This is a genomic window from Williamsia sp., assembly GCF_036566845.1.
In the GTDB taxonomy this organism is placed as follows: Bacteria; Actinomycetota; Actinomycetes; order Mycobacteriales; family Mycobacteriaceae; genus Williamsia.
Map to the genome: position 1 here is coordinate 20,365 of NZ_DATCVM010000218.1, position 25,822 is coordinate 46,186.

The following is a 25,822-nucleotide window of genomic DNA, read 5'->3' on the forward strand; positions in this document are numbered from 1 at the left end:
TGACGGATTTGTCAGACTGAAGGATGATGCGGTTGCCCTCGGCTCGATGGCAGACTATGGGCCATGATCAGTGTTCAGGGATTGACGAAGGTCTACGGCCAGAACCAGGTGGTCAGCGACCTCACCTTCGATGTGAAACCAGGCCTGGTGACCGGATTCCTCGGGCCGAACGGTGCCGGCAAATCGACGACGATGCGGATGATCCTGGGCCTGGATCGTCCCACCTCGGGAGTGGCCACCATCAACGGGAAGCAGTATCGCGAGCTGAAGAACCCGTTGACCCAGGTAGGGGCGCTGCTCGACGCAAAGTGGGTGCACCCGAACCGAACCGCCCGCAATCACCTGAGGTGGATGGCGGCGTCCAACGGGATCCCGCTCCACCGTGTCGACCAGGTCCTCTCGGACGTGGGGCTGACCGAGGTGGCCGGTAAGAAGGCCGGCGGGTTCTCGCTCGGCATGTCCCAGCGGCTGGGACTTGCCGCCGCACTGCTCGGCGATCCCGGAGTGCTGCTGTTCGACGAGCCGGTCAACGGCCTCGACCCCGAGGGCATCGTCTGGATTCGAAAGTTCATGCGAGCCCTGGCGGATCAGGGGCGTACCGTCCTGGTCTCCAGTCACCTGCTCACCGAGATGTCTTTGACCGCCGAACATCTGATCGTCATCGGGCGTGGACGGTTGATCGCGGACTCGTCGGTGAAGGACTTCACCGGTGGTGCTCAAGTCACGGTTCGGGTCCGCAGCCCCCGGCTCGGAGAACTGCAGTCGGCACTGGCCGCGGCAGGGCTGCGGTCCGTCCCGATCGCGGACGACGGATCGGGCCCGGCATTGAGCCTGGAGAACGTGACCACCGATCAGGTCGGTGACATCGCGGCTGCCAACGGAATCGGCTTGCACGAACTGTCCGGCGCGACCGCCTCTCTGGAAGAGGTCTTCATGTCGATGACCGCCGGATCCGTCGAATACCACGGCAACGAGTCCATGGCGAGCAGCGCCCAGCAACCGCAACCGGGTTGGGCGCCGGCAGGACCACCGCCACAACAGAACTGGAACCAGCAGGGCTGGAATCAGCAGGGAGGAACCAACTGATGCTGGCACATGCAATCGCCGCCGAGCGCATCAAACTACTCACCACCAAGTCCGCGTACTGGTGCAGTGGCATCGTGGTGCTGCTGGGTCTCGGGCTCTCGATCCTACTGGCCTGGGCCACGAACTCCGACGGCGGAGACAACACAACGGAATCCGACTTCGTGGTCGGCACCACTGCCTTCGGCGTGACAGTCCTGATGATCATGGCGGTCCTGGCAGTCACCAGTGAGTTCCGCTTCGGGACCATCCGGACGTCGTTCCAGGCGATTCCGCAGCGGTCCAACTTGTTGTACGCCAAGGCCGCTGTCTACGGCGGATTATCGGCGCTGCTGACGTTTGTCCTGACCGTGATCTCGCTACCGCTGGCCAAGTCGATCTCGGGAAGCGATCTGGCACTGTTCGGGTCGGACGCGGTCCGGATGTACTGGGGCGTTCCGCTGTACACGTTCCTGTCGGTACTCATCGGTCTGGGACTGGGTGCGCTGATCCGGCAGACGGCCGGAGCCATCGTGATCCTGCTGGTCTGGAGCCTGGTGCTCGAAGGTGTGTTGTCGGTGATCCCGAAGGTGGGCGACGCGGTGGGTCCCTTCCTGCCGTTCCTCAACGGCAGCCACTTCATCGACGACAGTGATATGGGCATCGGCTGGCACTGGAACGGGTACGGTTCGCTGATCTACTTCATGGTGTTCGCTGCGGTGGTCTTCGGCGCCGGCGTCCTGGTCACCGATCGGCGAGACGCCTGAACCCTCAGTCGCCCAGGCGCCACAGCGGATTCACCGGTCCGTGGCCTGCCCCCAGCGGGTAGGCCGCGGCCAGTGAACGAGTCACCCACGATTTGCCGAACTGCACCGCGTCGGGCACCGAATAGCCATGGGCCAGCGCACAGGTGATGGCTGCGGCGAGCGTGTCCCCGGCGCCGTGATCGTGGCCGGTGTCGATGCGTTTGGCGGTCAGTTCGATGAAATCGGAGCCGTCGAACAGCAGATCGGGGCTACGGGCATCGGTACGCAGATGACCGCCCTTGACCAGCGCCCACTGCGCGCCGAGTGCGTGCAGGTCCCGCGCGGCGGCTTCCTGACTGGCCCGATCGGTCACCTCGATCCCGGTGATCAGCCGGACCTCGTCGAGGTTGGGTGTGATGAGGGTAGCGATCGGGATCAGTTTGCCGCGCAACGAATCCATCGCTTCATCGGCCAGCAGCCGATCGCCGTGCATCGATGCGCACACCGGGTCGACAACCAATGGGATCGTCCGGTCGCGTCCGATTCCGAGGTCTCCGGCGGCATCGACGATCGCGTTGATGATGTCCCCGGAGGCCAGCATGCCGGTTTTGGCTGCCCCGATCCCGATGTCGGTGACGACCGTGCGGATCTGGCCCACCACCACCTCGGGCGGAATCGGATGAAAGCCGCTGACTCCCAGACTGTTCTGAACGGTCACCGCTGCCACCGCCGCGGTGGCGTGCACTCCCAGCAACGCCATGGTGCGCAGGTCGGCGTTGATGCCGGCGCCGCCTCCGGAGTCCGTCCCGGCGATGGTCATCACCCGGACGGGGGTCTGGCCCGGCGCCGGCAACGGCAGCAGCGGTGTCTCACTCACGGTGATGCGACCGTATTCACCTCGGCCAGTGGCAGATACACGGCGCCTCCCTTGCTGAGGAACTCCTCGGACTTCGCCGCCATGTCGGCCGCCAGCTTTCGGTCGATGTCGTCCTGTGTCACCAGGTTGTGCTTCTCCGCGTATTCGCGAACGTCTGCGGAGATGCGCATCGAGCAGAATTTCGGTCCGCACATCGAGCAGAAATGTGCTGTCTTGGCGGGTTCGGCCGGCATCGTCTCGTCGTGGTACTCGACAGCGGTATCCGGATCGAGTGCCAGGTTGAACTGGTCGTTCCAGCGAAACTCGAAGCGCGCCTTGGACAGGGCGTTGTCGCGGTCCTGTGCTCGCGGATGCTCTTTCGCGAGGTCGGCGGCATGCGCGGCGATCTTGTAGGTGATCACCCCGACCTTCACGTCGTCCCTATTGGGAAGACCGAGATGCTCCTTGGGTGTCACGTAGCAGAGCATCGCGGTACCGGCCTGGGCGATCATCGCGGCGCCGATGGCCGAGGTGATGTGGTCGTAGCCCGGCGCGATATCGGTCGCCAGGGGGCCGAGAGTATAGAAGGGTGCCTCTTCACAGAGTTCCTCTTCGAGACGAACGTTCTCGACGATCTTGTGCATGGGGACGTGGCCGGGTCCTTCGATCATCACCTGCACGCCAAAGGATTTGGCGATCTTGGTCAGCTCGCCGAGTGTTCTCAGTTCGGCAAACTGTGCGGCGTCGTTCGCGTCGGCGATGGAGCCCGGGCGGAGGCCGTCGCCGAGTGAGAAGGTGATGTCGTATTTCGCGAAGATGCGGCAGAGTTCGTCGAAGTGCGTGTAGAGGAACGATTCCTCGTGGTGGGCCAGGCACCACGCCGCCATGATCGAACCGCCGCGCGAGACGATGCCGGTGACCCGGTTTGCGGCCAGGGGTACGTACCGCAGGAGGACACCCGCGTGCACCGTCATGTAGTCGACGCCCTGCTCCGCCTGTTCGATCACGGTGTCGCGGTAAAGTTCCCAGGTCAGCTGGGTCGGGTCACCATTGCACTTCTCGAGCGCCTGGTAGATGGGTACGGTGCCCACCGGTACCGGAGAGTTGCGCATGATCCATTCGCGGGTGGCGTGAATGTCTTTGCCGGTGGACAGGTCCATGATGGTGTCCGCACCCCACCGGGTTGCCCACACCATCTTCTCGACCTCTTCGGCGATGGACGACGTGACCGCCGAGTTCCCGATGTTGGCGTTGACCTTGACCGTGAACGCTTTGCCGATGATCATCGGCTCCGATTCCGGATGGCGGTGATTTGCCGGGATGACTGCGCGACCGGCAGCGACCTCGTCGCGGACGAGTTCGACGGGCAGTTGTTCCCGGGCCGCTATGTACTGCATCTCGTCGGTGATCAAACCTGCTCGGGCCCAGGCTAATTGGGTGCTGGCCCCGTTCACCGGCCCGGGGCGTTGCCAGGAGTCGCGGATTTTTGGGAGGCCTGCTTCGAGGTCGAACTCCGGGTCGTTCTCGGTGTACGGACCCGAGGTGTCGTACAGGTCGAGATGCTCCCCGTTCGACAGGTGTACGCGCCTTCCGGGCACGCGTAGATGATCGATCTGCTGATAAGTCTTCGAGCTCCCACGAATGGGTCCGGTCGTGACGGAATGGACGGCTGTAGCCATGGTGTTCTCCCTACGCCGGCATTACCCGGTCAGGTTCATACAGTCGACGGCCGCCTGCCGTCATCTCAGCCCCTGGTTCGTGGGAGCCCCCGTGTTGTGTTTGATTGTCCGTCACGGATGCTACCTCCCACGGGCGTTGCATGCTACTTCCAGTAAGCCGTCGCCTTGATCGAGTTCTTCGGGAGGCCATGAATGGTCTTGAGCGACTTGACAATATTGCGGGTTGTCCCGAAGTCGCAGGCAACCCACGCGTAGGTGTCGGCCGTGGTGGTGAGTTCCGCGGCGGCCGCACGTAGGCGCGCATCACCCACTTCGGCGAGCAGCGTGTTGATCGCCGGTATCGAGGCGGCATCGCCGAACAGCAGATACTCGGTCGGTACCGGATCGGGCATCCCGAACTTCGATCCCAGGACCGAGGCCTCCATGACATCGCCCGCGGACGCGGTGCTCGCCCAGGTCCACGCCGGTCCCGGGTGCAAAGCGAAGTCGATGTCGAAGGTGTCTGCTACCGGATCGGAGTTCAGGAGCGTATAGCCCCGTTGCTGGACCTTGTCGCCGTTGGGAATCCATAGCCGAATCCATTGGGTCGGGTGCGATTCGTGATGTTCCAGCAGCCCACCGGCCTGGAAACTCAGCCTCCGGAAGCTCTCGGTGACCGCACGCGCTCCCGTCACCGTCAGCTTGTAGTCGTTCGCGCCGAACGCCTTGAGTGCCAGCCCCTGAAATCCCCTCGCCATGGCGGCGAGCATACACTTCAACTTAGGGTGCACTAATAAAAGCCGGGAGAGCAGCGCTGTCCGGTTCGCACCGTAAACTCCTGCCTATGACAGCGTCCAGCACCGCAGCCTCACTGTCCCGTGACCTCGCGAGGATCGCCAGGGGCTTGCGGGCCGGGTCCAACAAGAGTTCGTTGCCGCTGAGTTCCTTGTCGGCGCTGTGGGTTCTCAACGACGCGGGAGCGCCGATCAGGCTGTCCGAGCTGGCCGAACGGGAGACGCTGACCGTGCCGACGATGTCGCGGATCGTCGCCGCTCTGGAGCGGGACGGACTGGTGGTGCGTACCGCGGATCCCGCTGACGGGCGGGCGAGTCTGCTGGTACCCAGTCACGCCGGTGTGGAGCTGGTCAACGGCAATCGGTCGCGGCGGGTTCAGGCCCTCGAACGCGCGCTCGACGGACTGGACGCCACCGAGCGGGACGTGCTGGCGCGGGCGCTACGCAAGATCGCCGAGGAACTGACCGAACATCCTCAGGCCTGAGCCCTCAGTCTCCGAGCTCGACGATGACCGGGGCATGGTCGCTGGCGCCCTTGCCTTTTCGTTCCTCGCGATCGATCTCGGCATGGGTGACGCGGGCGGCGAGCGCCGGTGAACACAGGCTGAAGTCGATCCGCAGTCCCTGGCGCTTGGGGAACCGGAGCTGGGTGTAGTCCCAGTAGGTGTAGACGCCGGGGCCGGGTGCATGGGGGCGCACCACGTCGGCGAATCCGGACTTGATCATCGCCTCGAACGCGCTGCGTTCGGGTTCGGACGTGTGGGTCTTGTCCTCGAAGAACGCGGGGTCCCACACGTCGTCGTCGGTGGGTGCGATGTTCCAGTCCCCGGTGAGCGCGATCTGTGCCTGCGGGTCGTCCGCGAGCCACCGGTCGGCGGTGTCGCGCAGGGCCGCGAGCCACTCCAGCTTGTACGTGTAGTGCGGATCGGTGAGTGAGCGGCCGTTGGGCACATACAGGCTCCACACCCGGACACCGCCGCATGTGGCGCCGAGGGCCCTGGCCTCGAGCGCGGGATCGATCTCGGGGTCTTTGCTGAATCCGGGCTGGTTGTCGAACTGTCTGACCACGTCGTCCAGGCCGACCCGCGAGGCGATCGCCACGCCGTTCCACTGGCTGAAGCCGACAGTGGCGACCTCGTAGCCGGCGGCCTCGAAGCCCATCGCCGGGAACTGTTCGTCCTTGCACTTCGTCTCCTGCATGGCCAGGACGTCGATGTTCGAGCGTTCGAGCCAGTTGACCACCCGCTCGCTGCGGGCTCGGATGGAGTTGACGTTCCAGGTGGCGATACGAAGCATTCTGAGATTTTGGCACACCGCCGAGGGCGCGGATTTTCGCACATCGCTTCGGCCTTGAGGGCGTGCGCCCGGGGTTGCCCGAACGCGTGGGCGTAGGCTGGGGCGATCGGGACCTATCAGGTTCTCAATCAAGGGATCGCCACACATGGCCGACAAATCACCCCGTCAAGGCATGTCCAAAAAGTCCGGCAAGTCCCTCAAAGAGAAGCGTGCCATCAAAAAAGGCAAGGCGGACGCAGCGCCCGGTGAGACCATTTTCACCGGCAACAAAAAGCGCTGACGTGCGCCGATTTTCTATTGGGATACTTGCAAATTCGGGTAAAGAGAACGAACATCGTCTACCGATCCATCCTCGGCATCTTGTCGATATCGACCCCTCTCTGCGGCCTTTCATCCGGCTCGAGCACGGATATGGAGAGCGTTTCGGTGTCACCGACGCCGACCTGCTGCCGTTGGTGGCCGGCATCGCATCCCGCGCCGAACTGATCGCTGATTGTGATGTCATCCTGCTCCCCAAGGTCCAAGCCGGTGATCTGCGCGAAATGCGTGTGGGACAAACGATCTGGGGCTGGCCGCACTGTGTTCAGGACACCGAGCTCACCCAGGTCGCCGTCGATCGCCGTCTGACGCTCATCGCCTTCGAGGCGATGAACCACTGGGGCGCGGACGGTCGCTTCGCGCTGCATGTTTTCCACAAGAACAACGAATTGGCCGGGTACTGCTCGGTTTTACACGCGCTGGAGTTGGCAGGCAAGACAGGCGACTACGGACGACGCCTCAAAGCCACCGTGATCGGCTTCGGGGCAACCGCCCGCGGTGCGGTCACGGCACTCAACGCGCACGGCGTGGACGAGGTGCACGTTCTGACCAATCGTGACGTTGCTGCCGTCGGTTCACCGATCCACGGCACCCAGATCGTCCAGCTCGAGCATCACGACGGTGACCCGAGCACGATGTGGGCACAGACGCCCGACGGGCAGGTATCGGTGGCGGAGTTCCTCGCCGGCAACGACATCATCGTCAACTGTGTCCTGCAGAACACCGATATGCCGCTGACATTTCTCGATGAGTCCGACCTGGACACGTTCCCGGCGGGCAGCATCATCGTCGACGTGTCCTGCGACGAGGGCATGGGATTCAGTTGGGCGCGGCCGACCACGTTCGATGAGCCGTCGTTTGTCGTCGGCAACAACGTCCTCTACTACGCCGTCGACCACAGTCCGTCTTATCTGTGGGATTCGGCCACCTGGGAGATCAGTTCTGCGCTGCTCCCGCATCTGAAGACGATCATCGATGGACCGCCGTCCTGGGATCGCGCACCGGTGATCTCCCGCGCGATCGAGATCCGTGAGGGCCTGATCCTGAATCCGTCGATCCTGTCGTTTCAGGATCGCGACGATGTCCACCCGCACAGGTTCCGATCGGAGTGCGGCGTGGCCGCTTCCGCGGGCTGAACGAAACGCACGAAACAAGGGCGCAAGCTGACGCTAACCTCGTTGCTGCAATGCCTCGATACCGTGCGGCATGAGCCATGCAACCGAGGTCTCGGAGTCCTCCGAATATCTTCAAAAGCGTCAACTGCGGAAGGGCACAGCCGGGTGGGTTCTCCTCGCCGGACTCGGTGTCAGTTATGTGATCTCCGGTGATTACGCCGGATGGAATGCCGGTCTGCTCGAAGGCGGGTTCGGTGGTCTGCTGATCGCGGCGGTGATCATCGCCGCGATGTACTTCGCGATGGTGCTGGGGATGGCAGAGATGTCATCCGCGCTGCCGGCCGCGGGCGGTGGTTACACATTCGCCCGACGGGCGATGGGACCGTGGGGTGGTTTCGCCACCGGCACGGCGATCCTGATCGAGTACGCGATCGCCCCCGCGGCCATTGCCACCTTCATCGGCGGTTATGTCGAATCGCTGGACCTGTTCGGCATCTCCGATGGTTGGTGGGTCTACCTCGCGGTATACATCATCTTCATCGGGATCCATCTGGTCGGTGCAGGTGAAGCGCTCAAGGCGATGTTTGTCATCACCGCGATCGCGCTGGTCGGTCTGGTGATCTTCGGTATCGCCGCCGTCGGGAGTTTTGATGCAAGTCTGCTCACCGACATCGCCGCTGACCCCGATGCGGCCGGCTCCTCGGACTTTCTGCCTTTCGGCTACTTGGGCATCTGGTCGGCGATTCCGTTCGCGATCTGGTTCTTCCTGGCGATCGAAGGTGTGCCGCTGGCTGCGGAAGAGGCGGAGAACCCGGAGAAGAACGTGCCGCGCGGCATCATCGCCGCGATGGGTGTATTGCTCCTGACCTGTGCACTGGTGCTGTTCCTGGCGACAGGTGCGCTCGGTGCGCAGGGGGTTGGTGAATCCGTCAACCCACTGGTCGACGCGATCGACGGCAGTGCGGCAACGGTTGTCAACTACATCGGGCTGGCAGGGTTGATCGCCAGCTTCTTCTCGATCATGTATGCCTACTCGCGGCAGCTGTTCGCGCTGTCGCGCGCCGGCTATCTGCCGACAGCACTCTCCGTCACCAACAGCCGGAAGGCGCCGACCTGGGCGCTGATCATCCCGGGCATCATCGGATTCGGGCTCACCTTCACCGGCGAGGGCGCAATCCTGTTGAACATGGCCGTATTCGGAGCCGCACTCAGCTACGTGTTGATGATGGTCAGCCACATCGTCCTCCGGGTTCGGGAGCCCGGCATGCCCCGTCCATACAAGACGCCGGGCGGGATCTACACCACCGGATTCGCACTGGTCATCGCCGTCGCATCGGTGATCGCGACCTTCCTCGTCGACACCACGGCCGCACTCTGGTGTCTGGCAGCATTCGTCGCGTTCATGGCCTACTTTGGCTTGTACAGCCGCAAGCATCTCGTGGCGAACTCGCCCGACGAGGAGTTTGCGTTGCTGGCCGAGTCGGACGAGGAGTTGGAATAGGCGTGACGCTGTATCGACATACCCTGGCCGGCACCACGTACACGTTCGACGGGCTGGTGGAACTGCTCGCGAAAGCAACGCCGTCTCGTAGCGGCGACGAGCTGGCCGGGTGTGCCGCCGAGTCGGACACCGAGCGGGCGGCGGCGCAGTGGGCGCTGGCCGATGTACCGCTCACGGTGTTCCTCAACGAGACCGTGGTTCCGTACGACACGGACGAGATCACCAGGCTCATCCTGGATACGCATGACAGACAAGCCTTTTCGCCGGTGTCGTCGTTCACCGTGGGTGAGCTGCGCGATTGGTTACTGGATGTGGCCGCCGGTCCCGCGGACATCGCGGCCGCCACGTTCACGTCGGTGTCGCGGGGTTTGACACCGGAGATGGTGGCAGCGGTCAGCAAGTTGATGCGCAATCAGGATCTGATCGCGGTGTCGCGGGCGGTATCGGTGGTGTCGGCGTTCCGGACCACCATCGGTCTGCCCGGAACCCTGGCCACCCGACTGCAACCGAATCATCCGACCGACGACCCGACGGGTGTTGCGGCGGCAACGCTCGACGGGTTGCTGCTCGGGTGTGGAGACGCGGTGATCGGGATCAATCCGGCAACCGATTCTCCGCACGCCACATCGGAATTGCTGCATCTGCTCGACGACATCCGCATGCGGTACGAGATCCCGGTCCAGTCCTGTGTGCTCTCGCATGTCACCACCACGATCGGGCTGATCGAGGCCGGGGCGCCGGTGGACCTGGTGTTCCAGTCGATAGCCGGAACCGAGGGTGCCAACAAGGGATTCGGAGTCGACCTCGCGGTGCTGAGGGAGGGCAACGAGGCCGGGAAGTCGTTGCAGCGCGGGACCGTCGGCAACAATGTCATGTATCTCGAGACGGGGCAGGGTTCGGCGCTATCGGCGGGCGCGCACATCGGTACCGGAGGCAGACCTGTCGATCAGCAAACACTGGAGACCCGCGCGTATGCCGTTGCGCGCGAGCTTGATCCGCTGTTGATCAACACTGTGGTCGGCTTCATCGGACCGGAATACCTCTACGACGGCAAACAGATCCTGCGCGCCGGTCTCGAAGATCACTTCTGCGGCAAGATCCTTGGCCTGCCGATGGGGGTGGACGTCTGTTATACCAACCACGCCGAGGCCGACCAGGATGACATGGACAGTCTGTTGACCCTGCTCGGGGTGGCCGGGGTGCCCTTTGTCATCACCGTGCCCGGCGCCGACGACGTCATGCTCGGGTATCAGAGCCTCTCGTTCCACGACGCGCTGTACGCCCGCCGCACACTGGGTTTGGCGCCCGCACCGGAGTTCGCGGCCTGGCTGGACCGGGTCGGGATGCTCGGGCCGGACGGCCGGGTCCTGGACCTGGCGCCCGAGGCCTCGCCGCTCCGTTCCCTGGCTGGACCGGTGAGCTGATGAGTGATCTGTGGGATGCGCTGCGGCTTCGGACGGCCGCACGAATAGGGTTGGGGCGTACGGGTGATTCCCTTCCGACAACACGCGTGCTCGAGTTCGCCGCCGCACATGCCGCGGCCCGCGACGCGGTCCATCAACCACTTGATGTCGATGCTCTGGTTGCCGATGTGACGGCAGTAGGACTCGGGGATCCGCTGGTGGTGACAAGCAGGGCGGGGGATCGCAGCGAGTATCTGCGCCGGCCGGATCTCGGGCGAGTGCCCGCAGACCTGGAGTCGGTGTCCGAAGTCGGCGCCGACGTCGGTTTTGTGCTGGCCGACGGACTCTCGCCGATCGCGCTTGCCGAACACGGCGCCGGTTTGCTGTCGGCGCTGAAAGATGTTTTGGCGCCCCGCTATTCACTCGCGCCGCCGGTGATCGCGACCCAGGCACGGGTGGCGCTGGGCGACCACATCGGGGCCGCGCAGAAGGTGGGCACACTGATCGTCATCATCGGCGAACGGCCGGGTTTGTCGGTCGCCGACAGCGTGGGGATCTACCTCACCCACCTGCCCACACCGGGCCGGGCCGATTCGATGCGCAACTGCATCAGCAACATTCATCCCCCGGGAGGTCTGGGCTACGCAGATGCCGCGCGGGTGTGCGCAGCGCTGGTGGAAGGCGCTCGCACACTGGGGCGCAGCGGTTTTGAGCTCAAGGACAACAGCCGTGCCCTCAAATGACCAAATTCGCGCCGGCTGCCTGCGTACGCTCCTGTTGCACCCGGCGCGTACGCAGGGACGTGGAGCGAATTCGAGGAGGGAGGGGGTTACTCGCGGTCGCGTGATTCGGCGAGCAGCTGTATTGCACGTGGACCCACGCCGTGGAGTTTCCGGAGACTCTGCAGGTCGTCGGGCAGATCGGCCAGAAACCGATAGCCGGCGTCGATGAGAGCGCCGGTTGCCGGGCGTCCTATCCGGACGCCGTCGAATTCAGGTCCGCGGTCGTCATCGGCGGGCATAAAGGGGATCCTCTCGTCTGATTCTGTTGATGAATATCAGATGCGAACACCTGAATCTCGGATGGTCGACTTTTTCGACTTGAACGTATTCCGTGCAATGACGGATCCCTCGCGTTACATTTATCGTGCTTTTGGCGACAGGGTTATCACGTGGCACGCAAGCCCGAGGGAGACCGTCGATGAAAACAGTTACGCGCAAGCGCTCATGCGTTCAGAGCAGGGTACTGCGATTGGTGGCTGCGGCCGTCAGTATGGCGATGGTTATCGTCGGTGGCCTGACCATCGGTTCAGGGGCGGCCTCCGCGGCACCTGCACGTCAGACGATGTGGATCAACGCCTGCGGTATGCCCGGCCAGGTCAAGGTCAATTACTGGGCTCGGCCGGGGAACTACAAGACGGTGGTGCTCCTCGACGGATTGCGGGCGACCAACGATGTCAGCGGGTGGGAACACAACACCCGGGTGCAGGACATGGCCGATTCCGGCGTCAACGTGGTGGAGCCGATCGGTGGCCTGGCCAGCTGGTATGCCGATTGGGACGCTCCGAGCAACTTCAACAACCAGCCCTACCGATACACCTGGAACTGCGTGATCAGCTGGAGTCTGGTCCGGGCGATGGATGAACGAGGGCTCCGTGGCCCCAGCGGCAGATACGCCATCGCCGGAATTTCCATGGGTGGCGGTCCGGCCCTGGTGATCGCCGCAAACAATCGGCACAACTTCTCGCATGCGTTTTCCATGTCCGGAGTGCTGGCGTTGTCGATCCCCGGAACCCGCTCGGCGGTGCGCGTGATGCTGATCGATGCCGGCATCGAAGCCGGTGTCGGTCCGTTCAACTCCGACAGCATGTTCGGCCCGCCCTGGAGTCCACGATGGGCGGACAACGACCCACTCATCCAGGTGCCGAAGATGCATGGGCTGAACGTGCGGGTGGCCGCATCCACAGGATTGTGGGGTCAGTACAACACCGATCCCATCAACTCCCTCAAGGGCTCACCCCTCGAGACGCTGGCTCTCGCGCAAACCCGTGCGTTCGAGGTTCAGGCAGCGATCAACCGACTGCCCATCACCACCGACTACCCGATCACCGGCACGCACGACTGGGGTTACTGGTCGGAGATGATGTGGCGGGCGAAGAACTCCGGCTGGTTCCGCTGAGCCAGCTAGACCGACAAATCTGATCCGCTTGCCGCCGTTCGAGCCGGTTGCAACCGGTGCGAATTGTGGTAAGCGGAGCGAATTTGTGAGGGGCGTTGATCAGAGTCCGGGACCCTGCGCGCGGAGGTCGTCGACCTCGTCCATCGCCGAACGCAGTTTGCCGAGCCATTCGTCGGTGTGGGCGCCGACGAGTTTGACCGACCACGCCAGTGCATCGGCCCGCGACCGCGCGACCCCGGCATCGACCAGCGTGTCGAGGACCTGCCGCTCCGGCTGCCGCAGGCGCGTCATCACGGGAACGGCGATGTGGGTGAACAGGATTCGTTCGTCACCGATCTTGACGCCCCATGACACCTTCCGTGCGTAGCGGGCCTGGGCCTCGTCTGCGATGGCCATCCGTTCGCCACGGGTGTCCTCGCGGAAGCGGGAGGCGCGGCCTTGCGCTGCGGCGGCCGCATTGTCGTCGGTCGCCGGCGGTGTCAGCGTGCCGATGACGGTGATTTCGTCGCGGTCGACGGTGACGTCGACTGCTCCCTCGAACCAGTCGTCTGGCAGTCGGCCGGTGAACCAGGCACCGGCGTCGCCGGCGTCGGGGAGTTCTGCCTGTTGCCAGCCGCCTCGGCGTCCGCCGGGGCCTTTGGGATGTGAGCCTTTCATGATTCCTCCTTGGTGGGTGATTACATGATTACACTGTTATAGATATTCGTCACCCGTATCCGCTGTGAGCGGATGACGACGTGTGTCGAGTGCTGCGTGTCTAGGCTTGGTTCATGGCTCTCACCTGGGATGATTCCGCCGAAGGGGTGCTCGAACTCCCATCTGGCCGACGAGTGCGGGGACGGGGATTGCGGGAGGTGATGCCGCCGGGTCCGCAGCCCGACTTCGGGCTGTACCTACTCGGTCACGAGCCCCGGCCCGTGGCGTGGCCGAGCCGATGGTTGCGGTGGCGAGACTTCTGGCTGCCGTCCGACCGGACGGCCGCGGCCGGTGCGTTCCGGGAATTGTGGGAGCGTGCGGAGGCCGAACGGGTGGAAGTGGCCTGCCTCGGTGGTCGGGGCCGGACCGGGACGGCCCTGGCCTGCCTCGCGGTGATCGACGGTGTTCCGGCTCGACGTGCCGTCGACTTCGTTCGGGCCAACTACCGAGAGGGTGCCGTCGAGATGCCCTGGCAGAAAAGGTACGTCGTCCGCTTCGGGTGAATCGATTATGTTCCGGGCGACGTGGTGCGAATGGCTATTCGGGCTCGGGCTCGGGCTCGGGTCCGGTCTGAGGCGGCCGGAGTTCGAGTAGTCGCACCAGATCGTCGAGTACCCGTTGGGTCTGATCGTGGCCGCCGGTGATGCCCAACTCGTTCTCGAGGACCAGGGTGCGGGTCACGCAGGTCACCGCGACGGAGACGGCCACGGCCGGCAGATCTCGGGGATCGATACCGCGGGCTCCCAGCAACATGGCAAACGCGGCGGTCTCGATCTCGCGGAATCGCAGAGTGTACGCCGCGATCTCGGACCGAATCGCCTTGCGGTGATTCGACAGCGCGATGAACTCCATCTGGAGTGCGGTGCCCAGCGGGTCGCTGTGCAGGTTCAGGACCGCCCGCATCGGTTGCTTGTCGGCGAGTGCCGCCTTGAGGCGCACCAGGTTCGCCTCGGCCCCTTCCCGGAAAACTGCCACGTAGAGGTCGTCCATGGTGGGGAAGTAGTAGTGCACCAGGGGCGGCCGGATGCCGGCCTTCGCCGCGACCCGTCGTGAGGTGGCCGCCGCGTAACCCTCTTCGAGCATGATCTGAGCGGTCGCCCGGACCAGGGCGTCCCGGGTGTCGGACTCCCCGGCACCTTCGGTTCTTCGTCGTCTGGCACTTTTGATCACGTCAACAGACCTGGTGTTTTGAGCGACTGCGGAGGAAGGTGAAACCTTGACCGCCTTCTCCGAAAACTGCTATACATACCGCAATCCTACAAAGCTGAGCGAGTGCACAAAGTTCTGATCATGCCCAAGAATACGAATGGACGAAGGGGTGCTGGTGAGCACTACTGAAGTATCCGCCGATCGGTACGTCGGATCCCGGGTTCCACGGATCGAGGATGCCCGGCTCGTGGCCGGCGCCGGGTGCTACGTGGACGACATCACCCGGGCGGGCATGCTGCACATCTCGTTTGTGCGCAGCACGGTCGCGCGGGGCCGGATCCTCGGGATCGACACGTCCGATGCGCTGGCGATCGATGGCGTCAAGGCGATCTACCTGGCTGCGGACATCAATCCGGGTATCCACGAACTCCGCTACTCCCTCGACGGGATGGTCGGAGGATCGTCGCAGTGGCCTGCCCTCGCCGAGGACGAGGTCCGCTTCGTCGGCGACCCGATCGCCGTTGTGATCGCCACCAGCAGGTACATCGCCGAAGATGCCGTCGACATGGTGATCGTCGACTACGACGTGCTGCCGCCCGTCGTCGACTATCGGACCGCGCCTGAGTCGGACCAATTGGTCCACGACGCCTTTGCGCGGAATCTCGCGATCGAACTCCCCGGCCGTCCGGCATCGGAGATGGACCCGATCTTCGATGCGGCCGCACACGTGGTCCGGCAAACCGTATACCAACAGGCGCATTCGCCGATGCCGATGGAGACCCGCGGCATCGTTGCCGAATGGTCTTCTCCCAGTGGAGAGATGACGATCTGGCTCTCCAGTCAGTCTCCACACGAAGCGCGGGGGTTCGCATCTCGGATCCTCGGTGTCCCCGAGCATCGGGTGCGGGTGGTGTGCAAAGACACCGGCGGCGGATTCGGTCAGAAAGTGGTGCCGCAGCGAGAAGAGATCTGCGTGATGATCGCCGCGAAATCGATCGGTGTCCCGGTCAAGTGGATCGAGGACCGGCAGGAACATCTGATGTCGGCGGGGATGGCGCGCCAGGATCACGGCGACGCCCGTATGGCTTTCGACGAGGACGGCAAGATCGTTGCCGCCGAACTCGACCATGTGCAGAACATCGGGGCATACCCCGTGCCGTCACCGCTGACCGGCGCAGGCGCGGTGGGAATGCTCTTCCCCGGTCCGTACCGGGTTCCGGAGGCCACATTCAGCCTGAAGTTGGTCTATACCAACACCGTTGGGCGGGTGGCGTACCGCGGACCGTGGCAGTACGAGTCGATGGCCAGGGAAGTGCTACTCGACAAAGCCGCCCGGCAGATGGACATCGACCCGATCGAACTGCGGCGTCGCAACCTCCTTCGGGCCGACGAGATGCCGGTGAGCAATCCTCTGGGCATGCCCTATTCGGACGCGACACCGCTCGAGACCTTCGAGAAGGCGATCGAGGCGCTCGACTACCCGGCGTTCCGGCGGGAGCAGGCAACTGCGAGGGAGGCTGGGCGCTATCTGGGTGTGGGCACCTGCACGTATATCGAACCCACTTCGGCGTCGACCCCGTTCATGGCCACCGAAGGTGCCACGATCCGGGTCAATCCCTCTGGGACGGTGGATGTCTACGTGAACGGCGGCTCGGCGGGCAACAGCGTCGAGACCACAGTGGTGCAGCTGACCGCGGATGCGCTCGGCGTGGCGATCGAGGATGTCAACACCATCCAGGGCGACACCGCGGTGACCCCGTTCGGCGCCGGAACCCAGGGCAGTCGTACGGGTTCGATGACCGCCGGTGCGGTGGCTGTGACGGCAACCGGTGTGCGGGAGAAGATTCTGGCGATCGCCGCCCACAAACTGGGTGCCGATGTGGCCGACATCGACTTCATCCGCGGTCGCGCCTCGGTGCGCGGAGTGCCGGGACCGGAGCTGACACTGGCCGAGATCGCGGATATCGCCTATTACCAACCGGATTCGCTACCACCGGGGGTATCTCCGGGGCTCGAGTCCAGCGGTCGGTACAAGGCGCAGGCGCCGATGATCTGGGCGAACGCCACCCACGTGTGCACCTGTGAGGTCGACATCGAAACCGGTGAGGTGACACTGAGCAGGTTCATCGTCGGAGAGGACATCGGCCCGATGATCAACCCCAATGTGGTGGAGGGCCAGATCCGCGGCGGCACCGTGCAGGGGATCGGAGGTGCCCTCTACGAGCACCTGGCCTACGACGAGTCCGGAAACCCGGTGACAACCACATTCATGGACTACCTGATGCCCACCACCACAGAGGTTCCCGCGAACATCGAGATCGTGCACGTCGAGACGATGGGACCGGGCCCCGGCGGATTCAAGGGCGTGGGGGAGGGCGGTGCCATCGGCTCGGCGCCGGCTGTTGTCAACGCCGTTGCCGATGCACTGGCACCGTTCGGTGTCGAGATCGGTGAACTGCCGCTGAGTCCGGCGAGGATCGTCGCGATGGTTGATGCGGCGCGCGACGGGGTGGTGGCACGATGAAGCCTGCAGCGTTCGACTACCACCGGCCGGCTACCGCGGACGAAGCCGTGACCCTGCTGGCCGAACTCGGTGACGAGGCCAAATTCATTGCGGGCGGCCAGAGTCTGATGCCGATGCTGATCCTGCGCCTCGCGGCCTTCGAGCATCTGATCGACATCAGCCGGCTCTCCGGACTCGAAGGCATCGAGGTTCGCGGCGGGTCGGTGTGGATCGGTGCCGGGACACGGCAGGCCGTGATCGGCCGGTCGGAGACGGTGGCGGCGTCGGTCCCGTTGCTGGCGCGTGCGACACCCCTTATCGGGCACTTCCAGATCCGGAATCGTGGAACCATCGGTGGTTCGATCGCCCACGCCGATGCCGCGGCCGAGTACCCCGCGGTGGCCATCACCCTCGATGCGCAGATCGAGTTGCTCTCGTCGCGCGGTGCGCGGACGGTCCGGGCCGCGGACTTCTTCACCGGTATGTGGAGCACCGACATGGCTGACGACGAGTTGCTCACCGGTGTCAGCTTCCCCATCTGGGAGGGTCGATGCGGATTCGCGGTCGATGAGTTTGCACGTCGCCAAGGCGATTTCGCGATCGCCGGCGCCACCGTGGCCGTCCGGATCGACAACGATGGCCGGATCGACAAATGCGCCATCGGACTCTTCGGTCTCGGTCCCGCGGTCACCCGTGCCACAGCGGCGGAGCACGCGCTGATCGGAGTGTTTGCCGACGACGTCGATGGCAAGGAGATCGGGAACCTCGCGGTGTCGGGGCTCACCTCGGTACCCGCAGACCTGCACGGCTCCACCGAGTACCGAACCCGGGTCGGGGCAACACGAGTCAACCGTGCGCTCGATCGCGCGCTCTTGGAGGCGAAGAATGGCTGATGTAGAGATCAAGGTCTGGGTGAATGGCGCCCTTCACCACGCGACGATCGCCCCCCGGCTGACACTTGCGGACTTCCTGCGTGTCGACTGTGGGCTGACCGGAACACATCTCGGGTGTGAACACGGTGTGTGTGGCGCGTGCACCGTCCTTGTCGACGGCGAGGCGGTCCGGGCCTGTCTGCTGTTCGCGGTCCAGACAGATGGCGCCGAGATCACCACCATCGAGGGCATGGCGTCGTCAGACGGTGAGCTCTCGACCATCCAATGCGCATTCCGGGACCACCACGGCCTCCAATGCGGTTTCTGCACACCGGGTTTTGTGGTGTCCGCGACAGCGTTTCTGCGCGAGACCCCCGATCCGAGCGACACCGAGATCAGGGAAGCGCTGTCCGGCAACATCTGTCGGTGCACCGGATATCAGGGGATCGTCGAAGCCGTCCGCGCGGCCGCCGATTCGATCAATGGAAGTGAAGGGTCGGAATGAAGCTCGAAAACCAATTCAGCATCGGCGTTCCGGTCGATGAGGCCTGGAAAGTGTTGCTGGACATCGAACGGGTTGCGCCCTGCGTTCCCGGGGCGACGCTCACCTCGAACGAGGGCGACCAGTTCAAGGGCAAGGTCAAGGTCAAACTGGGACCGATCGCGCTGAGCTATGCGGGAATCATCAAGTTCCGTTCCCGTGACGAAGAAGCAAAGATCGCGGTCCTGGAAGGCAGCGGCCGCGAGGCCCGCGGGAACGGCACCGCCAGCGCGGTTGTCACGTGCCGGCTCGTCGATGCCGGCGACACCACCGATGTGTTTGTCGAGACAGAGCTCGACATCACCGGCAAACCGGCGCAGTTCGGACGCGGCGCTATGGCCGAGGTGGCCGGCAAACTGATCGGTCAGTTCTCCGAGAATCTTGCCGCGGAGATCGAGAGCCCACCCGCCTCGACGCCGGCGGACGCGGCGGCGCCGGTGGCCTCACCTTCAACACCGGAGGCTTCGGCCCCCGCCGTCACACCGGTGGCCGACAAGCCGATTGCGCCGAGGAAGTCCGCCGAGCCCATCGATCTGATCGAGGCATCAGGTCTGGGTGGCGTGGCCACACGGACTGCGGTTGCAGTCGTCCTGACCCTCGTGGCGACCGCGGTGGCTGTCTTCGTCCTGCGCCGCCGCGCCGCCTAGTCCCCTCAACCCCCACCCCGTAAACGATCCGCTTGTACGAAGACGATCCACTTGTACGTGGCTCGTCTTCGTACAAGCGGATCGTTTACCGGAGGGGTGGGGAGTGGGATGGCGGAGGGCTAGCGGGAATCGATGTACCCGTAGGAATGGTGCAGCCCAAAGCCCAAGCGGCGGTACCACTCTCGCGCCTGCTGGTTTGTGGCCTCGACCTGCAGGTATGTCGCGACGGCGCCCGCGGTGGCGCCCCATTCCTCGATCGCGGCCATGATGGACCGGCCGTAGCCGTGGCCGCGGTGTTCGGGAACAGTCAGTAGGGCCGAGACGCCCAGCCAGACTTCGTCTTTGAGGCCGGTGGTCGCCGCACCGCGTCCGATGGCCACGATGGCGCCCTCGGGATCACGCACTTCGGCAAAGCACAGGTGCCCACCGTCGGATGCCGTGACAACGTCTCGTGCGATGGAGACATCGGTGATCGTCCGCCGGTCCGTGTAGGCGGCGATCCACTCGTCGGACGGTTGATCGGAGATCGTCACGGGGTGCGCGGCCGTCGATGTCGCGGTCGTCCCGATCGGCGCGGTCAGCACGTCGACCGGGCAGGTGTAGTCCGCTCCGGGAACATGAGAACTCGGGATCAGGCGGGACACCACTGCGATCAGCAGGGGCAGGTCCCGTGCGGTGTACCACTGCCGCAACCGTTCGGTGGTCTGTGAGTCCAGGCGTGCGCCCATCTCGAGTGGCACCGCGGAGTTCGCCCGACGGGTGAATCCGCCACCCGCGCGGACGAGCCACCCGTCGATCATCTCCGACTCCAGTCCGGGCCAGCCCCGGGCGGCGGCGACCTCCAGCGACCGGATATCGGAGTTCCGGACGGGTTTGTCGGAGAGCACCTTCACCGCGACCACCAACTCGGCCGGAATCCGCAGGGACTCGCCACCGCGCCGAACCCGGATGTCCGGATCGGCGGATTCCAGGATCCCGGTCACATCGCTCAGGGTCGCGGCGTCGTCGGCGCGCCAGTCGGCAGGTGCGCCTGGACCTTTCCGGAAGCGCACCACCACGCGATCGCCCGCAGACGCGACCACCTAGTTGTCGTCGTCTTCGTCGTCGTGCCCGAAAGGATCGGCCTCGTCGCCGGGCATCCAGGACAGGCCGGGGACACCCCAGTTGGAGCGCTTGATGGCTTTCTTGGCGGCCCGCGCGTTGCGGCCCATCAGCACGTCGACGTACAGGAATCCGTCGAGATGTCCGACCTCGTGCTGCAGCATCCGGGCGAAGAAACCCTCGCTCTCGATCTCGACCGGATCACCGTTGCGGTCCACGCCGGTGACCTTCGCCCAGTCGGCGCGCCCAGTGGGGAACTGCAGTCCGGGGACCGACAGACAGCCCTCGTCGTTGTCGTCCGGATCGGGCATGGTCTCGGGGACCTCGGATGTCTCGAGCACCGGATTGATCACCTCGCCGCGGCGCCGCGGGCCACCGCGACCGTCGCCATCGGGGCAGTCGTAGACGAAGAAACGCCGACCCACGCCGACCTGGTTCGCGGCGAGTCCGACCCCGTTCGCCGCATCCATGGTTTCGTACATGTCGTCGAGCAAAGCCACCACGTCAGCCGGGGGTTTGCCGTCGGCATCGAGGGTGACGATCTCAGTGGGATTGTGCAACACCGGATCACCGACGATGCAGATCGGAAGAATTGCCATGAGGGTCAGATTACTCGGCATGCCACCGCACGAAATCCACTGGCGGCGTGGTTAGATATAACCCGAACCACACTGATGTAATTCGCGCCATAACTATCGTCAAGTGGTGTGTGGCGACGGGGTGGAGTAGGACCGATTCTCAAGGGAGCGAGATGGACGGCGCAACCGCGCGAGACCAGAAGAATTCCGGACTTGCGGACAACATCAGCCAGGCCCATGCGGAGTTGGGGCCTGGTGAGGTTGGAGCCGACGGACTGACTCGGCGTGAGCATGAGGTTTTGGCCTTCGAGCGCCAATGGTGGAAGTACGCCGGCGCCAAAGAAGAGGCCATCAAAGAGCTGTTCGGTCTGTCTGCAACCCGCTACTACCAGGTACTCAACGCACTCGTCGACCGTCCCGAAGCGCTGGCCGCCGACCCGATGTTGGTCAAGCGGCTGCGTCGGCTGCGGGCCAGCCGTCAGAAGGCCCGTGCGGCGCGCCGCCTCGGGTTCGACGTCACCTGATGGCTTCTTTGACCCGCCGCGTGCGGATGGGTCGGGAAGTTTCGTAAGGTTGACCCAATGACCAAGTCCGACCAATCTGGGCCGCCGGATTCCCCGACGCGCCGGGAGAACGCTCACCTGCCCTTTCGCGCCGGTGCAATGCTGCTGATCGCCATTGCCGTGGTGTTCGTCGGGCTCGGTTGGCATTCGGCCGCCAGTAGCGATTCCGACCCCGAGGCCGAGCTCGAAGCCGCCCAGAGTCGGCAATCGATCTCGGCTCCGCCCGCGTCGGCTGCACCGGACACCTCGATTTCCGTACCGACCTCGGGGTCGCCCGCGAAGTCGTCCTCGGCCGACCCGAGCAGGCCCGAGGTCTGTGTCTTCAACGCCGGAACGGTCAGTGGCCTGGGCCAGACCTTCACCAAGAAGGTCGACGACCTGGGATGGGAAACCGCGGAGCCTGCCAATCTGCAGTCGGCCAGCATCACCGAGAACACGATCTTCTACACCTCGCGGCAGCAGGATGACGCCGAGCAACTCGCCGCAGATCTGGGTGGCGATGTGTCGGTGGATCCGCGACCATCGGCGTTCAGCCAATGCCAGGGCGGGTTGGCGCTGATCGTCGTCACCCGGTGAATCCGGACCGGACAACGAAGCCGGAGGCGGAGGGGCAGCTGGTCCCGGGTACCCGATATGATTTTGCTGACCTACTACCGACGGTAGAACCCCGGATTCTCACGCCCAACACAAGGGAGCTCAACCATGGCGCAGCGCTCGCTCAAGAACCTCGGCACTCTGCGGCGGACCGCCGCGCTGGTGGCCCCGGCAGCGATGGCTGTGCTCGTCGTGGCTGGCTGCAGCCCTCAAGAGGAACCCACCGACGTGCCGGGCACCCAGCCCAGCGTTGTCACCGGTGATCCGGCGCCGATGGATGTCGGCGCGGTCGGTGACCCGAGTGAGGGTGGGGAGGCCACCGCGGCTCTGTTGACCCCGAGTGGCGAGACGGCCGGTGTCGCGAGCTTCGACACCGTCGAGGGTTCGGTTGTCATCTCGGTGACGGCAGAGAACCTGGCCCCCGGCTTCCACGGCATGCACATCCACGCCGTGGGCAAGTGTGAGCCCAACTCGGTCGCTCCCAGCGGTGGCGCCCCCGGCGACTTCTTGTCGGCCGGTGGACATCTGCAGGTCGAGGGCAACAACACCCACCCCGCCAGCGGTGACCTCGTGTCGATCTACATCAACGACGAGGGTCAGGGCGAGACCGTCACCACCAGTGACAACTTCGACATCGAACAGCTCATCGAGACCGCCATCGTGATCCATGAGAAGCCGGACAACTTCGGCAACATCCCCACGCGGTACGCGCCGGCTCCTGATGAGGAAACTCTGATGACAGGTGACGGTGGCAAGCGGATCGCCTGCGGCGTCATCGAAAAGAGCTGAGATAAACAACCGTCGTTCGATTGAGTTCAACACTTCGCCGAGGCCGACGCTCGGCGTGGAGTGGGAGTTCGCACTGGTCGACAAGCAGACCAGGGATCTCTCGAACTCCGCGGCTGAATTGTTCGAACAGGTCAGCCGCCTCGACAACCCGAGTTCGGGTGACCGGATCCACAAAGAGTTGTTGCGCAACACCGTTGAACTCGTGACGGGGATCTGCCGGAACACCGGCGAGGCGATCGCCGACCTGTCCGAGTCGATGGCGGTGGTCCGCCGTATCGCGGACGAGATCGGCGTCGACCTCTTCGGCGGCGGAACCCATCCGTTTGCGCGATGGTCGACGCAGCAGCTGACACCCGCGCCCCGGTACGCAGAGTTGATCGAGCGCACCCAATGGTGGGGGCGCCAGATGCTGATCTGGGGCGTGCATGTGCACGTCGGTGTCAACCACCGCGACAAGGTCTTACCGATCGTCTCATCGCTGCTGAACCAGTACCCGCATCTTCTCGCGCTGTCGGCCTCGTCGCCGATGTGGGCGGGCCAGGACACCGGGTACGCGAGCAATCGCGCAATGATGTTCCAGCAGCTCCCCACCGCGGGGCTGCCGTTCCAGTTCCAGGAGTGGTCGGAGTTCGAGAACTTCGTCGGTGATCAGATGACCACCGGGATCATCGAGAACCTCAACGAGATCCGTTGGGACATCCGGCCTTCGCCGACGTTGGGGACCGTCGAGATCCGGGTGTGCGACGGAGTGTCCACGGTTGCCGAACTCGCCGGATTGGTTGCGCTCATCCACTGCCTGGTCGTGGATCTCGATCATCGTCTCGATGCCGGCGAAGAACTGCCGGTGATGGCACCGTGGCTGGTGCAGGAGAACAAATGGCGCGCTGCCCGTTACGGGCTCGACGCCATCATCATCACCGATGCCCAGTGCAACGAGCGCCTTGTCACCGACGACCTCGACGACATGCTCACCCGGCTGGCCCCGATCGCCGTCGAGCTCGACTGCGTCGACGAATTGGCCTCGGTGGCGGACATCCCGCGTCGTGGGGGTTCGTATCAGCGGCAACGGAAGATCTACGCGGAGACCGGCGACATGGTGGCCGTGGTCGATGCGGTGGTCGGCGAACTCAGCCGCTGAAGGTGCGCTCCCGCCACCACTGATCCACCTGTCCGAGTTCGGTTTCCGGTGCTGCGCCGGTCAGCCACTCGGATTCGATCCGGAACCAGTTGGCGCTCGCGCCGAGCTGCCCGAGCATCGCGCACGTATAGAACTCGACCCGCCGAGCCATCAGGTGCTCTTCCGGAAACCGTTGCCTACGTGCGGGTTCGGCGTATTCGTGGGCAGGGTGGACGGCCGCGACCATGGCGGTGTTGGCGATCTGCGGTGTGATGGTCAGTGTCACGTCTTCCATGTGCCACCACGTGGAGTCGTTGACGTAGGCGAGGACGTCGGCGTCGGTGATGTCGTCCTCGTCGACGAGGATGTCACCGCGCCGCAGGATCTGTGCGACTTTGGTGGCGTTGCCGGCGCGGGCGGCGATCAGTGCGGATCGTTCGAGTTGCAACGCACGCTTGGACATCGTCTTGCTCGATCCGAAGTCCAGGAACGCGACCCGGCCGTCGTCGGCGAGCATGATGTTGCCGGGGTGGGGATCACCGCAGAATGTGGCATCGGTGTGGATGCTGCCGCAATAGAACCGGTAGATCACCTCGCCGACCTGGTCACGGGTCTCGGAATCCAGGCCCGTCACCTCGTCGAAGCTGATCCCGTTGACGAACTCGGTGGTGAGAACCTTTGATGTGCAGAGGTTTTCGATGACATCCGGGATCTGGATGAACGGGTGCCCCTGATAGCGCACCGCGAGCCGACGCTGGTTGTCGGCCTCGGCCGCGTAGTCGAGTTCGGCGATGATGTTTCCGGTCACCTCGCGAACGAACGACTGCGGATCAACCGTCGGCAGTAAGCGTTTGTAGAGGCGAAGCGCGACAGCGAGATTCTTGAGGTCCGAGCGCACCACCCGGTCGATGCCGGGATACTGCACCTTCACCGCGACGTCGCGGCCGTCGGTGAGGCGGGCCCGGTACACCTGCCCGATGGATGCCGCGGCGATGGGTTCGGGGTCGATGTCGGCGAAGGCCGACATCGCGTCACCGAGCTCGGCCCGGACCACACCGAGCATCGTCTCGCTCGACACCCGCGGTGCGTTGTCGCGGAGGATGGCGAGCTTCTGGGTGAACGCGGGCCGCGCGGCGGCCGGCACCATGCCCAGGTCGAGCAGTGAGAGGAACTGGCCGACCTTCATCGCCGCGCCCTTCATGGAGCCGAGTACGGTGATCAGCTCGTCGGCCGCGGCCAGGGCATCGTTCTCGGCGCGTCGCCGTTGTTCGTCGGGTGAGCCGCCCAGCGTTGCCGCGCGGGATCGGACTCGCCGGATCGCGGTGTGTGCGGCCACTTTTCCGAGCTCGCCACCGCGGCGCAGCGCGGAGGTGGACGGCGAGGGTTCGGTGTTCATCGGCGGGGCGCAGGCATCAGTCGGTGCGGGGGGTTTCGATCTCGTCGTCGCGGATGACATCGTCGCGCATCCGCTGTTCCTGATATGCGAGTTTACCCACCCGATGCGCGATCACCGGCGCGGTGATCAGGGCAAAGATGCCCGATAGCACCAGCATTCCGAAATCGACCGTGTCCCAGAGCCGGATCATGGCGGCGGCCAGGACCAGGAGCAATCCGAGGGTCTGAGGTTTGGTGGCGGCATGCATGCGGGTCATGGTGTCGGGGAAACGCAGGATGCCGATGGACGCGGTGAACGCCAGCAGTGATCCGGTGAGCACCAGGATGGAGACGATGATGTCGGAGATCAT

The 25,822-nt window shown here is 64.5% G+C and carries 29 protein-coding genes; 18 read left to right on the top strand and 11 right to left on the bottom strand.

Features of this window, described 5'->3' with window-relative positions:
* The first annotated feature begins 63 nt into the window (after positions 1-63).
* Positions 64-1,086, top strand: coding sequence for an ABC transporter ATP-binding protein (locus VIQ49_RS20910; RefSeq protein ID WP_331888236.1), 1,023 nt, complete (start codon positions 64-66; stop codon positions 1,084-1,086).
* The gene (locus VIQ49_RS20915) at positions 1,086-1,829 is read left to right on the top strand and encodes an ABC transporter permease (RefSeq protein WP_331888238.1); all 744 of its coding nucleotides are present in this window, start codon (positions 1,086-1,088) and stop codon (positions 1,827-1,829) included. The genes VIQ49_RS20910 and VIQ49_RS20915 overlap by 1 nt, the downstream gene beginning before the upstream one ends.
* A gap of 4 nt (positions 1,830-1,833) precedes the next feature.
* Here VIQ49_RS20915 and thiD read toward each other — a convergent pair whose 3' ends face one another.
* From thiD to VIQ49_RS20930, 3 genes are all read right to left on the bottom strand, one after another.
* Positions 1,834-2,628, bottom strand: coding sequence for a bifunctional hydroxymethylpyrimidine kinase/phosphomethylpyrimidine kinase (thiD, locus tag VIQ49_RS20920; RefSeq protein WP_331888333.1), 795 nt, complete (start codon positions 2,626-2,628; stop codon positions 1,834-1,836).
* Between the two features lie 53 nt (positions 2,629-2,681).
* Positions 2,682-4,343 (bottom strand): phosphomethylpyrimidine synthase ThiC, encoded by a 1,662-nt coding sequence (thiC, locus tag VIQ49_RS20925; RefSeq protein ID WP_331888240.1) that lies wholly within the window; start codon positions 4,341-4,343, stop codon positions 2,682-2,684.
* A gap of 143 nt (positions 4,344-4,486) precedes the next feature.
* On the bottom strand, positions 4,487-5,080 hold the full coding sequence (locus tag VIQ49_RS20930; RefSeq protein WP_331888242.1) for a siderophore-interacting protein: 594 nt from the start codon (positions 5,078-5,080) through the stop codon (positions 4,487-4,489).
* Between the two features lie 86 nt (positions 5,081-5,166).
* On the opposite strand from VIQ49_RS20930, the gene VIQ49_RS20935 reads away from it, so the two are divergent.
* Positions 5,167-5,601 carry a MarR family winged helix-turn-helix transcriptional regulator gene (locus tag VIQ49_RS20935; protein ID WP_331888244.1) on the top strand — a complete coding sequence of 145 codons (435 nt, stop codon included), beginning with the start codon at positions 5,167-5,169 and terminating at the stop codon, positions 5,599-5,601.
* A 4-nt stretch (positions 5,602-5,605) separates the two neighbouring features.
* Here VIQ49_RS20935 and VIQ49_RS20940 read toward each other — a convergent pair whose 3' ends face one another.
* Positions 5,606-6,412, bottom strand: a complete 807-nt coding sequence (locus tag VIQ49_RS20940) for an exodeoxyribonuclease III (protein ID WP_331888246.1) — start codon at positions 6,410-6,412, stop codon at positions 5,606-5,608.
* Positions 6,413-6,557: 145 nt separating this feature from the next.
* Here VIQ49_RS20940 and VIQ49_RS20945 point away from each other — a divergent pair, with 145 nt between their 5' ends.
* From VIQ49_RS20945 to eutC, 5 genes are all read left to right on the top strand, one after another.
* Positions 6,558-6,692 (top strand): hypothetical protein, encoded by a 135-nt coding sequence (locus VIQ49_RS20945; protein WP_331888248.1) that lies wholly within the window; start codon positions 6,558-6,560, stop codon positions 6,690-6,692.
* Position 6,693: 1 nt separating this feature from the next.
* The gene (locus tag VIQ49_RS20950) at positions 6,694-7,866 is read left to right on the top strand and encodes a N(5)-(carboxyethyl)ornithine synthase (RefSeq protein ID WP_331888250.1); all 1,173 of its coding nucleotides are present in this window, start codon (positions 6,694-6,696) and stop codon (positions 7,864-7,866) included.
* A gap of 70 nt (positions 7,867-7,936) precedes the next feature.
* Positions 7,937-9,346 carry an ethanolamine permease gene (gene eat, locus VIQ49_RS20955; protein WP_331888252.1) on the top strand — a complete coding sequence of 470 codons (1,410 nt, stop codon included), beginning with the start codon at positions 7,937-7,939 and terminating at the stop codon, positions 9,344-9,346.
* A gap of 2 nt (positions 9,347-9,348) precedes the next feature.
* Positions 9,349-10,770 (top strand): ethanolamine ammonia-lyase subunit EutB, encoded by a 1,422-nt coding sequence (locus VIQ49_RS20960; protein WP_331888254.1) that lies wholly within the window; start codon positions 9,349-9,351, stop codon positions 10,768-10,770.
* On the top strand, positions 10,770-11,492 hold the full coding sequence (gene eutC / locus VIQ49_RS20965; protein WP_331888256.1) for an ethanolamine ammonia-lyase subunit EutC: 723 nt from the start codon (positions 10,770-10,772) through the stop codon (positions 11,490-11,492). Before VIQ49_RS20960 ends, eutC begins: the two co-directional genes overlap by 1 nt.
* An 86-nt stretch (positions 11,493-11,578) precedes the next feature.
* Here eutC and VIQ49_RS20970 read toward each other — a convergent pair whose 3' ends face one another.
* A complete protein-coding gene (locus VIQ49_RS20970) occupies positions 11,579-11,770 on the bottom strand; it encodes a helix-hairpin-helix domain-containing protein (protein ID WP_331888258.1) in 192 nt (63 codons plus the stop codon).
* A gap of 179 nt (positions 11,771-11,949) precedes the next feature.
* Here VIQ49_RS20970 and VIQ49_RS20975 point away from each other — a divergent pair, with 179 nt between their 5' ends.
* Positions 11,950-12,927: an alpha/beta hydrolase family protein gene (locus VIQ49_RS20975; RefSeq protein ID WP_331888260.1), complete on the top strand. Its 978-nt coding sequence runs from the start codon at positions 11,950-11,952 to the stop codon at positions 12,925-12,927.
* A 99-nt stretch (positions 12,928-13,026) separates the two neighbouring features.
* Here VIQ49_RS20975 and VIQ49_RS20980 read toward each other — a convergent pair whose 3' ends face one another.
* Positions 13,027-13,584 carry a hypothetical protein gene (locus tag VIQ49_RS20980; RefSeq protein WP_331888262.1) on the bottom strand — a complete coding sequence of 186 codons (558 nt, stop codon included), beginning with the start codon at positions 13,582-13,584 and terminating at the stop codon, positions 13,027-13,029.
* Positions 13,585-13,697: 113 nt separating this feature from the next.
* Between VIQ49_RS20980 and VIQ49_RS20985 the strand changes: the two genes are divergently transcribed.
* Positions 13,698-14,126 (top strand): hypothetical protein, encoded by a 429-nt coding sequence (locus VIQ49_RS20985; RefSeq protein WP_331888264.1) that lies wholly within the window; start codon positions 13,698-13,700, stop codon positions 14,124-14,126.
* A 34-nt stretch (positions 14,127-14,160) separates the two neighbouring features.
* On the opposite strand, the gene VIQ49_RS20990 is transcribed toward VIQ49_RS20985, so the two are convergent.
* Positions 14,161-14,793 (bottom strand): TetR/AcrR family transcriptional regulator, encoded by a 633-nt coding sequence (locus tag VIQ49_RS20990; protein WP_331888266.1) that lies wholly within the window; start codon positions 14,791-14,793, stop codon positions 14,161-14,163.
* Between the two features lie 136 nt (positions 14,794-14,929).
* Between VIQ49_RS20990 and VIQ49_RS20995 the strand changes: the two genes are divergently transcribed.
* Genes VIQ49_RS20995 through VIQ49_RS21010 form a run of 4 tightly spaced genes read left to right on the top strand, consistent with a single transcriptional unit; the run spans position 14,930 to position 19,335 of the window.
* Positions 14,930-17,296, top strand: coding sequence for a xanthine dehydrogenase family protein molybdopterin-binding subunit (locus VIQ49_RS20995; RefSeq protein ID WP_331888268.1), 2,367 nt, complete (start codon positions 14,930-14,932; stop codon positions 17,294-17,296).
* Positions 17,293-18,168 carry a xanthine dehydrogenase family protein subunit M gene (locus tag VIQ49_RS21000; RefSeq protein ID WP_331888270.1) on the top strand — a complete coding sequence of 292 codons (876 nt, stop codon included), beginning with the start codon at positions 17,293-17,295 and terminating at the stop codon, positions 18,166-18,168. Before VIQ49_RS20995 ends, VIQ49_RS21000 begins: the two co-directional genes overlap by 4 nt.
* On the top strand, positions 18,161-18,652 hold the full coding sequence (locus tag VIQ49_RS21005) for a (2Fe-2S)-binding protein (protein ID WP_331888272.1): 492 nt from the start codon (positions 18,161-18,163) through the stop codon (positions 18,650-18,652). Before VIQ49_RS21000 ends, VIQ49_RS21005 begins: the two co-directional genes overlap by 8 nt.
* Positions 18,649-19,335 carry an SRPBCC family protein gene (locus tag VIQ49_RS21010; protein WP_331888274.1) on the top strand — a complete coding sequence of 229 codons (687 nt, stop codon included), beginning with the start codon at positions 18,649-18,651 and terminating at the stop codon, positions 19,333-19,335. Before VIQ49_RS21005 ends, VIQ49_RS21010 begins: the two co-directional genes overlap by 4 nt.
* Before the next feature lie 119 nt (positions 19,336-19,454).
* Here the strand turns inward: VIQ49_RS21010 and VIQ49_RS21015 are convergent, their stop codons facing one another.
* A complete protein-coding gene (locus VIQ49_RS21015; RefSeq protein ID WP_331888276.1) occupies positions 19,455-20,417 on the bottom strand; it encodes an N-acetylglutamate synthase, CG3035 family in 963 nt (320 codons plus the stop codon).
* A complete protein-coding gene (locus VIQ49_RS21020) occupies positions 20,418-21,035 on the bottom strand; it encodes a peptide deformylase (protein ID WP_331888278.1) in 618 nt (205 codons plus the stop codon).
* Positions 21,036-21,187: 152 nt separating this feature from the next.
* Between VIQ49_RS21020 and VIQ49_RS21025 the strand changes: the two genes are divergently transcribed.
* The 4 genes from VIQ49_RS21025 (at position 21,188) to VIQ49_RS21040 (ending at position 24,098) form a co-directional block, all read left to right on the top strand.
* Positions 21,188-21,538, top strand: a complete 351-nt coding sequence (locus tag VIQ49_RS21025; protein ID WP_020105292.1) for a DUF3263 domain-containing protein — start codon at positions 21,188-21,190, stop codon at positions 21,536-21,538.
* 57 nt (positions 21,539-21,595) lie between these two features.
* On the top strand, positions 21,596-22,153 hold the full coding sequence (locus VIQ49_RS21030) for a LytR C-terminal domain-containing protein (protein WP_331888282.1): 558 nt from the start codon (positions 21,596-21,598) through the stop codon (positions 22,151-22,153).
* A 126-nt stretch (positions 22,154-22,279) separates the two neighbouring features.
* A complete protein-coding gene (gene sodC, locus VIQ49_RS21035) occupies positions 22,280-22,960 on the top strand; it encodes a superoxide dismutase[Cu-Zn] (RefSeq protein WP_331888284.1) in 681 nt (226 codons plus the stop codon).
* Between the two features lies 1 nt (position 22,961).
* Positions 22,962-24,098, top strand: a complete 1,137-nt coding sequence (locus VIQ49_RS21040) for a glutamate--cysteine ligase (protein ID WP_331888335.1) — start codon at positions 22,962-22,964, stop codon at positions 24,096-24,098.
* On the opposite strand, the gene VIQ49_RS21045 is transcribed toward VIQ49_RS21040, so the two are convergent.
* Positions 24,088-25,473, bottom strand: coding sequence for an AarF/ABC1/UbiB kinase family protein (locus VIQ49_RS21045; RefSeq protein ID WP_331888287.1), 1,386 nt, complete (start codon positions 25,471-25,473; stop codon positions 24,088-24,090). The genes VIQ49_RS21040 and VIQ49_RS21045 overlap by 11 nt on opposite strands.
* A 16-nt stretch (positions 25,474-25,489) precedes the next feature.
* Positions 25,490-25,822 carry a monovalent cation/H(+) antiporter subunit G gene (gene mnhG, locus VIQ49_RS21050; RefSeq protein ID WP_331888289.1) on the bottom strand — a complete coding sequence of 111 codons (333 nt, stop codon included), beginning with the start codon at positions 25,820-25,822 and terminating at the stop codon, positions 25,490-25,492.

What these genes read in the sequence shown, in the direction of transcription:
- VIQ49_RS20910 (WP_331888236.1), top strand. Translation starts at nt 64, where the DNA reads ATGATCAGTGTTCAGGGATTGACGAAGGTCTACGGCCAGAACCAGGTG.
- VIQ49_RS20915 (WP_331888238.1), top strand. Translation starts at nt 1,086, where the DNA reads ATGCTGGCACATGCAATCGCCGCCGAGCGCATCAAACTACTCACCACC.
- thiD (WP_331888333.1), bottom strand. Translation starts at nt 2,628, where the DNA reads ATGACCATCGCCGGGACGGACTCCGGAGGCGGCGCCGGCATCAACGCC.
- thiC (WP_331888240.1), bottom strand. Translation starts at nt 4,343, where the DNA reads ATGGCTACAGCCGTCCATTCCGTCACGACCGGACCCATTCGTGGGAGC.
- VIQ49_RS20930 (WP_331888242.1), bottom strand. Translation starts at nt 5,080, where the DNA reads ATGGCGAGGGGATTTCAGGGGCTGGCACTCAAGGCGTTCGGCGCGAAC.
- VIQ49_RS20935 (WP_331888244.1), top strand. Translation starts at nt 5,167, where the DNA reads ATGACAGCGTCCAGCACCGCAGCCTCACTGTCCCGTGACCTCGCGAGG.
- VIQ49_RS20940 (WP_331888246.1), bottom strand. Translation starts at nt 6,412, where the DNA reads ATGCTTCGTATCGCCACCTGGAACGTCAACTCCATCCGAGCCCGCAGC.
- VIQ49_RS20945 (WP_331888248.1), top strand. Translation starts at nt 6,558, where the DNA reads ATGGCCGACAAATCACCCCGTCAAGGCATGTCCAAAAAGTCCGGCAAG.
- eat (WP_331888252.1), top strand. Translation starts at nt 7,937, where the DNA reads ATGAGCCATGCAACCGAGGTCTCGGAGTCCTCCGAATATCTTCAAAAG.
- eutC (WP_331888256.1), top strand. Translation starts at nt 10,770, where the DNA reads ATGAGTGATCTGTGGGATGCGCTGCGGCTTCGGACGGCCGCACGAATA.
- VIQ49_RS20970 (WP_331888258.1), bottom strand. Translation starts at nt 11,770, where the DNA reads ATGCCCGCCGATGACGACCGCGGACCTGAATTCGACGGCGTCCGGATA.
- VIQ49_RS20975 (WP_331888260.1), top strand. Translation starts at nt 11,950, where the DNA reads ATGAAAACAGTTACGCGCAAGCGCTCATGCGTTCAGAGCAGGGTACTG.
- VIQ49_RS20980 (WP_331888262.1), bottom strand. Translation starts at nt 13,584, where the DNA reads ATGAAAGGCTCACATCCCAAAGGCCCCGGCGGACGCCGAGGCGGCTGG.
- VIQ49_RS20985 (WP_331888264.1), top strand. Translation starts at nt 13,698, where the DNA reads ATGGCTCTCACCTGGGATGATTCCGCCGAAGGGGTGCTCGAACTCCCA.
- VIQ49_RS20995 (WP_331888268.1), top strand. Translation starts at nt 14,930, where the DNA reads ATGGACGAAGGGGTGCTGGTGAGCACTACTGAAGTATCCGCCGATCGG.
- VIQ49_RS21000 (WP_331888270.1), top strand. Translation starts at nt 17,293, where the DNA reads ATGAAGCCTGCAGCGTTCGACTACCACCGGCCGGCTACCGCGGACGAA.
- VIQ49_RS21005 (WP_331888272.1), top strand. Translation starts at nt 18,161, where the DNA reads ATGGCTGATGTAGAGATCAAGGTCTGGGTGAATGGCGCCCTTCACCAC.
- VIQ49_RS21010 (WP_331888274.1), top strand. Translation starts at nt 18,649, where the DNA reads ATGAAGCTCGAAAACCAATTCAGCATCGGCGTTCCGGTCGATGAGGCC.
- VIQ49_RS21020 (WP_331888278.1), bottom strand. Translation starts at nt 21,035, where the DNA reads ATGGCAATTCTTCCGATCTGCATCGTCGGTGATCCGGTGTTGCACAAT.
- VIQ49_RS21025 (WP_020105292.1), top strand. Translation starts at nt 21,188, where the DNA reads ATGGACGGCGCAACCGCGCGAGACCAGAAGAATTCCGGACTTGCGGAC.
- VIQ49_RS21030 (WP_331888282.1), top strand. Translation starts at nt 21,596, where the DNA reads ATGACCAAGTCCGACCAATCTGGGCCGCCGGATTCCCCGACGCGCCGG.
- sodC (WP_331888284.1), top strand. Translation starts at nt 22,280, where the DNA reads ATGGCGCAGCGCTCGCTCAAGAACCTCGGCACTCTGCGGCGGACCGCC.
- VIQ49_RS21045 (WP_331888287.1), bottom strand. Translation starts at nt 25,473, where the DNA reads ATGAACACCGAACCCTCGCCGTCCACCTCCGCGCTGCGCCGCGGTGGC.
- mnhG (WP_331888289.1), bottom strand. Translation starts at nt 25,822, where the DNA reads ATGATCTCCGACATCATCGTCTCCATCCTGGTGCTCACCGGATCACTG.